Source organism: Candidatus Methylomirabilota bacterium (assembly GCA_036001065.1).
Lineage (GTDB): Bacteria > Methylomirabilota > Methylomirabilia > Rokubacteriales > CSP1-6 > MNEF01.
On sequence record DASYUQ010000155.1, the window covers coordinates 1 to 6379 of the forward strand.

7 protein-coding genes and 3 tRNA genes are annotated in these 6379 nt (G+C 70.2%); 3 read left to right on the forward strand and 7 right to left on the reverse strand.

The genetic code is table 11. The features are described from left to right. Window positions 1-26: 26 nt before the first annotated feature. The 7 genes from VGV13_15190 to VGV13_15220 form a co-directional block, all read right to left on the reverse strand. A tRNA-Lys gene (locus tag VGV13_15190) sits at window positions 27-102 on the reverse strand. Window positions 103-143: 41 nt separating this feature from the next. Beyond that, window positions 144-220 (reverse strand) — tRNA-Arg (locus VGV13_15195). A gap of 23 nt (window positions 221-243) precedes the next feature. Then, window positions 244-320 (reverse strand) — tRNA-His (locus tag VGV13_15200). Window positions 321-367: 47 nt separating this feature from the next. Then, window positions 368-1249 (reverse strand): SDR family oxidoreductase, encoded by an 882-nt coding sequence (locus VGV13_15205; GenBank protein ID HEV8642438.1) that lies wholly within the window; start codon window positions 1247-1249, stop codon window positions 368-370. Window positions 1250-1258: 9 nt separating this feature from the next. Continuing rightward, window positions 1259-2053 carry a glucose 1-dehydrogenase gene (locus tag VGV13_15210; protein HEV8642439.1) on the reverse strand — a complete coding sequence of 265 codons (795 nt, stop codon included), beginning with the start codon at window positions 2051-2053 and terminating at the stop codon, window positions 1259-1261. 154 nt (window positions 2054-2207) lie between these two features. After that, window positions 2208-2669 carry a hypothetical protein gene (locus VGV13_15215; GenBank protein HEV8642440.1) on the reverse strand — a complete coding sequence of 154 codons (462 nt, stop codon included), beginning with the start codon at window positions 2667-2669 and terminating at the stop codon, window positions 2208-2210. 23 nt (window positions 2670-2692) lie between these two features. Then, window positions 2693-3334 carry a Fe-Mn family superoxide dismutase gene (locus VGV13_15220; GenBank protein HEV8642441.1) on the reverse strand — a complete coding sequence of 214 codons (642 nt, stop codon included), beginning with the start codon at window positions 3332-3334 and terminating at the stop codon, window positions 2693-2695. A gap of 86 nt (window positions 3335-3420) precedes the next feature. On the opposite strand from VGV13_15220, the gene VGV13_15225 reads away from it, so the two are divergent. From VGV13_15225 to VGV13_15235, 3 genes are all read left to right on the forward strand, one after another. Next, window positions 3421-4599 carry an ABC transporter substrate-binding protein gene (locus tag VGV13_15225; protein ID HEV8642442.1) on the forward strand — a complete coding sequence of 393 codons (1179 nt, stop codon included), beginning with the start codon at window positions 3421-3423 and terminating at the stop codon, window positions 4597-4599. Window positions 4600-4611: 12 nt separating this feature from the next. Further along, complete coding sequence (locus tag VGV13_15230; GenBank protein ID HEV8642443.1) at window positions 4612-5484, forward strand: branched-chain amino acid ABC transporter permease; 873 nt, start codon at window positions 4612-4614, stop codon at window positions 5482-5484. Continuing rightward, a partial coding sequence (locus tag VGV13_15235) for a branched-chain amino acid ABC transporter permease (GenBank protein HEV8642444.1) occupies window positions 5481-6379 on the forward strand: 899 nt, incomplete at its 3' end. The genes VGV13_15230 and VGV13_15235, both read left to right, overlap by 4 nt.

Genomic DNA, 6379 nt, shown 5'->3' on the forward strand with positions numbered 1-6379 from the left:
GGTGTTCCGGAAGCGCCCGTGATCATTGGTGGGCCGTCAAGGACTCGAACCTTGGACCCGCTGATTAAGAGTCAGCTGCTCTACCAACTGAGCTAACGGCCCGCGAACCCGCCCACACTGACGATGCCGTCCACGATTCTAACTGGTGCGCCCGGCAGGAGTCGAACCTGCGGCCTTTGGCTTCGGAGGCCAACGCTCTATCCAACTGAGCTACGGGCGCATCGTGCAGCACATCTCCTCTTGTGGGGTGACCGATGGGAATCGAACCCACAACCCCTGGAGCCACAGTCCAGTGCTCTGACCAATTGAGCTACGGTCACCACGTCGCAAACGCAAGCGTCCATGCTACTGAGCGCGCCGGACCCTGTCAACCGACGCGGCCGCCGAGTGCCGCCCGCATGGCCGCCAGGCCCTCCTTGGGGCCGCGCAGGACCGTCTCCAGCAGGGCTCGGGCGCGCTCGCTCTTGAGGCCCGCGTTGAGGGGCCGCGCCGAGCGCTGGCCCAGCTCGGCGGTCGTGGCCGGCACCAGGAAGGACGGGTCCAGGTCGAAGACCTCGCAGGCGGTCAGCGCGAAGGCGTGGCGGTCGAGGATGACGGGCCCGGCCAGGTGGACGAGGCCGGCGATCCCGCGCTCCGCCAGCTCGACGCTGGCCGCGGCGAGGTCGGCGTTGTAGGTCGGGCTCGAGCGCTGGTCGGTGGGGACGGTCAGCCGATCGCCGGCCCGGGCCCGCCCCAGGAGCTGATAGACGAAGTTCTTGCCCTGGGGCTCCGGCCCGTAGACGACGGTGGTGCGGAGCACGAGCGCGCGCGGGTTCTCGGCCCGCACGGCGCGCTCGCCCTCGAGCTTGCTGCGCCCGTAAACCGACAGGGGGTTGACGGGGTCGTCCTCGCGGTAGGGGCCGGCCACGCCGTCGAAGACGTACTCCGACGAGTAGTAGACGAGCCCGGCGCCGCGTCGGGCGGCGGCCCGGGCCGTCGCGGCGGGGGCGTCCCGGTTGATCCGCAACGCCTCGTCGGGGTGGTCCTCGCAGTAGTCGACGTGCGTGAGTCCCGCCGGGCAGAAGACCCAGTCGGGCGCCGTCTCGGCGATCACCGTCGCCGTCGCCGACGCATCGGTGAAATCGAGAGGGCGCGTGCCGGGCTGCGCGGCGCGGCTGTGCGTTCCCACCGCCGAGTGGCCGCGCGCCGCCAGGCGTGCACAGAGGGCGGCGCCGACCTGACCGGAGGCGCCGATGACAAGGGCGCGCATGCGCGCCCGCTAGCCCTCCGACTCCCGCGGCGAGGGGCCACCGTCGACGATGATCGTCTCCCCCGTCATGAACGAGGATGCGTCCGAGGCCAGGAAGATCGCCGGATACGCGATCTCCTCCACCCGCCCCCACCGGCCCATCCCCACGCGCGAGGCCACCGCACGGTAGGTCTTCTCGGCGTTGGGATCGGTCTTCCGGAGAACGTCGAGATAGCCCTCGGTCTCCACCGGGCCGGGCGCGATGCAGTTGACGCGGACGCCCTGGCGCGCCCAGGCGACGCCCAGCGCGCGCGTGAGGTTGATGACGGCGGCCTTGGCCGCGCCGTAGTGGGGCATCATCGTGGAGCCGTACACGCCGGCGATCGAGGCCACGTTGACGATGACGCCGCCGCCCCCCTGCTTCACCATCTGGCGCTGGGCCCACTTGCAGCCGAGAAACACGCCGGTGAGGTTGATGCCCACGACGGCGTTCCAGCCGTTCACCGAGATGTCCTCGGGCCGGGCCCGGAAGGAGGCGCCGGCGTTGTTGACCATGACGTCGAGGCGGCCGAGCTCGCGCGCGGCCTGATCCACCATGGCCTGCACCTGCTCCTCGACGCGCACATCGACGACCGTCGCGAAGGACCGGCGCCCGAGGTCGCGGATGGCTTTGGCGACCGGGTCCAGGTGCTCGATCTTGCGGCTGCAGATCGCGACGTCCGCCCCGGCCCGCGCGAACTCCAGGGCGATGGACTTGCCGATGCCGGTGCCACCGCCGGTGATGACGGCGGCCTTACCTTCGAGCGAGAACGCTGAACGTGCCATGCGCGGGACGATACCCCAGGGCGCGTGCTCGTGTCGAGCGCCGGCTCCGAGCACCGGCTGCTTCGAGCGGCGGCCTGTCCGAGCGCGGGCTTTGCCCGCGCCACCTGTCCTGGGGGAGGTCTCGGAGGGGGCCGTCGAGGCCCCCTCCGACGACTTAGCGTGGAAGGGCGATCTCGGCCTGGCGGACGGGCACCTCGCGCTCGACCCGCCGCCAGAGGGGACCGACCTCGAGCCTGGCGCCGTTGTCGCGGGCACACGCCGAGAGCTTGTCCACGAGCGACCGGGTCTCGCCGAGCCGGCGCCGGGGCGCCTTGGCCGCGCGGCGCACGCCGTCGTCGCCGGTGGTCTTCGCCTCCACCCAGGCCTGCTCGACGTGGGCCAGGAGGAGGACGAGCCGATCGACCTCGCCGTCGACGTAGGCCTGCCAGCCGGCGGGCGACGTGAAGCGCGGGCAACCGTTGCGGAGCACGGCGTCGAAGTGGTCGGCGATCTCGCTGGCGCGGCGGACGTGGTGCCCCACGCGGGGCTGGACCTGGGCGGCCGGACGGTCTCCGGCCGCCCCCGCCGGCGCCTGAAGCGCCATCAGCGCGGCGAGGGCGAGCAGCGGGATCCTCATCGACGCCAGTATACCTGCGCGACTCAGGCGGCGGCCGGCCGGACCGCGACCTCCTCGCGGAGCCGTCGCTCGACGCGCGCCCAGTCGATGTTCCGGAAGAACGCTTCGACGTACTTCTTCCGCTCGGTCGCCTTGTAGTCCCGCATGTACGCGTGCTCCCACACGTCCATGACGAGGAGCGGCTTGAAGCCGGCTGGGATGCCTTCCTGGTGGAGCGTGATCCAGTGGTTGCTGAGACGGTCGGTCATGGGGTCCTGGAACAGGATGGCCCAGCCGATGCCACGCATCTCCCCGATGGCCTGAAAATCCGTCGCCCACTGCTCGAACGCCCCGAACGACTGGGCCAGCGCCTGGGCCAGGCCGGCGGCGGCCGGCGGCTCGGGGTCGTCGGCCCGACGGAGGTTCTCGAAGTAATACTCGTGCAGGATCATGCCGTTGTACTCGAAGCCGAGCCGCCGGGTCAGCTCGGCGAACTCCGGATTGGTGCCGGAGGCCTTGCCCTTGCCCCGCAGAGCTGCCAGCTCGGAATTGAGCGCGTTCACCTGCTTGACGTAACCCTCGTAGAGCTTCAGGTGCTCGGCGATCTGGGCGTCGGAGATGCCGTCGAGTCCGTGCAGGTGATCGAAGGACTGCACTTTGTAACTTTTCGCCTTGGGCGCCGCCATAGCTGAGCCTCCTCGCATCGAGCAACGATTCCGTGACTCTTGTATTATCTCGCCAGCAAATTCTTTGCCTGGCAGGAGGCCTCGTCATGTCCAAGCACGGGTTCTGGATCGCCCTCCTCGTCCTTGCCGTCGGCGCCGCGCTGGTGACCGCCGGCGCCGCCCAGTCGCCCGCCCCCGTCAAGATCGGCGTCATCCAGCCCCTCTCGGGGCCGGTCGCCGCCTCCGGCAACTACGTGCGCATGGGCGCCGAGATCGGGCGCGACTGGATCAACGCGCGCGGCGGCGTCCGCGGCCGGAAGGTCGAGCTACTGATCGAGGACAACAAGTCCGACCCCAAGGAGGCCGCCAGCGCGGCCGAGAAGCTGATCGTCCGGGACAAGGTGCCCGCGATTATGGGCGCCTGGGGCTCGTCGATGACGCTGGCCGCCATGCCGAAGCTCGAGGAGTACGGCGTCCCGATGGTGGTCGAGACGTCCAGCGCCGCTTCCATCACCAGGCGCGGCAACCCCTGGGTGTTCCGCATCAGCCCCCCGAGCGAGATGGAAGCGCTGGGCCTGGAGCGCTACGTGGACAAGCTCGGGGTCAAGCGCGCTGACTTCCTGGCGGTGAACACGGACTGGGGCCGCGGGGCCATCACGGCGTTCGGCGAGATGCTGAAGAAGAAGGGCGTCGCCGTCGGCACCGCGGAGTTCATGGACCAGGCCGCCACCGACATGAGCGCCCAGCTCACCAAGATCAAGGGCGCGGGCGGGGACGCGCTGTTCCTCACTACCAGCGTCGAGCAGATCACCCTGGTGCTCAAGCAGGCTCAGGAGCAGCGCCTGCAGCGGAAGATCATCACCACCGGCGGCAGCTCCTCGCCGAGCCAGCTGGTGAAGCAGGCGGGCGAGGCCGCCGAAGGGACCTACCACATCCTGTTCTTCCTGCCGTGGTTCCCGGAGGCGATGCCCGACGGCAAGCTCGCCAAGGCTTTCGTCGACGAGTGGGCCAAGCGCGGCCATCCGTTCGAGGGCCTCACCGAGGGCTTCCGCGGCCACGACGGCATCGCCACCATCGCCGAGGCTCTCCGCCTCGCCGGCAAGGACGACCCCAAGGCGGTGCGGGACGCGCTCTGGAAGGTGAGCATCACGGGCCTCAACGGCCCCATCCAGTTCGAGAAGGACGGGCCGGCCGGCAAGGAGAGCGGGCAGAGCAAGCCCAGCATCTTCGTGGTGCAGATCAAGAACGGCAAGGTGGCGCTGCCGGACTTCATCGCCAAGCGCTAGCCCGGCGGCCCCGTGGACGCGCTCCTGCAACACCTGGTCAACGGCCTGGTGCTCGGTGGGACGTATGCCCTGCTGGGCATCGGGCTCACCCTCATCTTCGGCCTGATGAACGTCGTGAACTTCGCCCACGGCGAGTTCTACACGCTGGGGGCCTACGCGACGTTCGCGGCGCTGGCCCTGTCGGGCCTGCCCTTCCTGGCCGCCCTCGGGGTCGCGATTGCGGCGGGGGTGCTGCTGGGCGCGCTTACCGAGCGGGTGCTGCTCCGTCCGCTCCGGGGCGAGTCGATCGACTCGGTGATGCTGGTCATGATCGGCCTCTGGATCGCCATGCAGAACACAGAGCTGCTGGTCTGGGGCGGCGTCGCCAAATCCATCCCCCACCCGTTCCCCACCGCGCCCCTGGTGCTGGGCCCCCTCGGCATCGCGCCGCTGAGGCTCTTCGTGCTGGCCGCCGCCCTGGCGCTCATTCTCGGCGCCCACCTGATCATCCAGCGCACGCGCCTGGGCTGCGCGATGCGCGCCACGTTTCAGGACGCCGACACCGCCGCGCTCATGGGCGTGCGCATCGCCCGGATCCACACGGCGACCTTCGCCATCGGCTCCGGGCTGGCGGCGGCCGCCGGTGCCCTGCTGGGGCCGATCTTTCTCGCCTATCCCTCGATGGGAGACCTCGCCTCGCTCAAGGCCTTTTGCGTCGTGATCCTGGGCGGGCTCGGCAATGTCGCGGGAGCGACGCTGGGCGGGCTCCTGCTCGGCGTCGCCGAGGAGCTGGGCGCCGGCTACGTCTCGTCCGGCTACCGGGACGCGGTCGGCTTCGTGATCATCATCCTCGTGCTCCTCCTCCGGCCGTCCGGGCTCTTCGCTCGCGCCGAACGCGTGGGATGAAGCCTCTGGCGGTCCTCCTCTCCGCCGGGCTGGCGTTGACGGTGCCCGCCTGGCTGCCGAACCCCTACTACCTGCACATCGTCATCATGGCCGGGATCTTCGCGATCCTGGCGCTGAGCCTCAACCTGCTGCTCGGCTACACGGGTCAGCTCTCGCTGGGGCACACGGCGTTCTTCGGCATCGGCGCCTACACCTCGGCGCTGCTGACGCTCCGGCTCGAGTGGTCGTTCTGGCTGGGCCTGCCGGCGGCCGCGGTCGCCGCCGGCCTGGCGGGTTGGGCCATCGGGCGGCTGGCGCTCAAGCTGCGGGGAGCCTACTTCGTCCTCGTCACCCTCAGCTTCGCCGGCGTGATCTCGCTCGTGAGCGTGAACTGGATGGATCTCACCAACGGCCCGCTCGGTCTGCCGGGCGTCCCCGCCCCCTCCCTGGGGCCGTGGTCGCTGCGGGGCAAGCCCGCCTACTACTATCTGGTCCTCGCCGCCCTGGCCCTGGCCTACGTCGTCTGCCACCGGCTGGTGTACTCGCGGATCGGCCGCGCGTTCCTGGCCCTGCGCGAGAACGAGGCGCTGGCGGAGTCGGTCGGCATCGACGTCACCCGCTATCTGGTGCTGGCGGCGGTCGTCAGCGCGGCCCTGGCGGGGATGGCCGGCAGCCTCTACGCCCACTACACGCGCTTCGTCAGCCCCGAGGTCTTCCTCTTCACCTACACGGTCACGATGGTGATCATGGTGGTCGCCGGCGGCAAGGGCACACTGGCCGGCCCTTTGGTCGGCGCCGCCCTCTTCACGGTGCTGCCGGAGGCGCTGCGCGCGGCGACGTCATGGCAGTGGCAGATGCTGGCCTACGGCGTCATCCTCGTCCTGCTGGTCTTCTTCCTGCCGCGCGGCATCGTGCC

Bases quoted from the DNA above. Each gene is read 5' to 3' on its own strand.
- VGV13_15205 (HEV8642438.1), bottom strand. From the start codon at position 1,249: ATGCGCGCCCTTGTCATCGGCGCCTCCGGTCAGGTCGGCGCCGCCCTC.
- VGV13_15210 (HEV8642439.1), bottom strand. From the start codon at position 2,053: ATGGCACGTTCAGCGTTCTCGCTCGAAGGTAAGGCCGCCGTCATCACC.
- VGV13_15215 (HEV8642440.1), bottom strand. From the start codon at position 2,669: ATGAGGATCCCGCTGCTCGCCCTCGCCGCGCTGATGGCGCTTCAGGCG.
- VGV13_15220 (HEV8642441.1), bottom strand. From the start codon at position 3,334: ATGGCGGCGCCCAAGGCGAAAAGTTACAAAGTGCAGTCCTTCGATCAC.
- VGV13_15225 (HEV8642442.1), top strand. From the start codon at position 3,421: ATGTCCAAGCACGGGTTCTGGATCGCCCTCCTCGTCCTTGCCGTCGGC.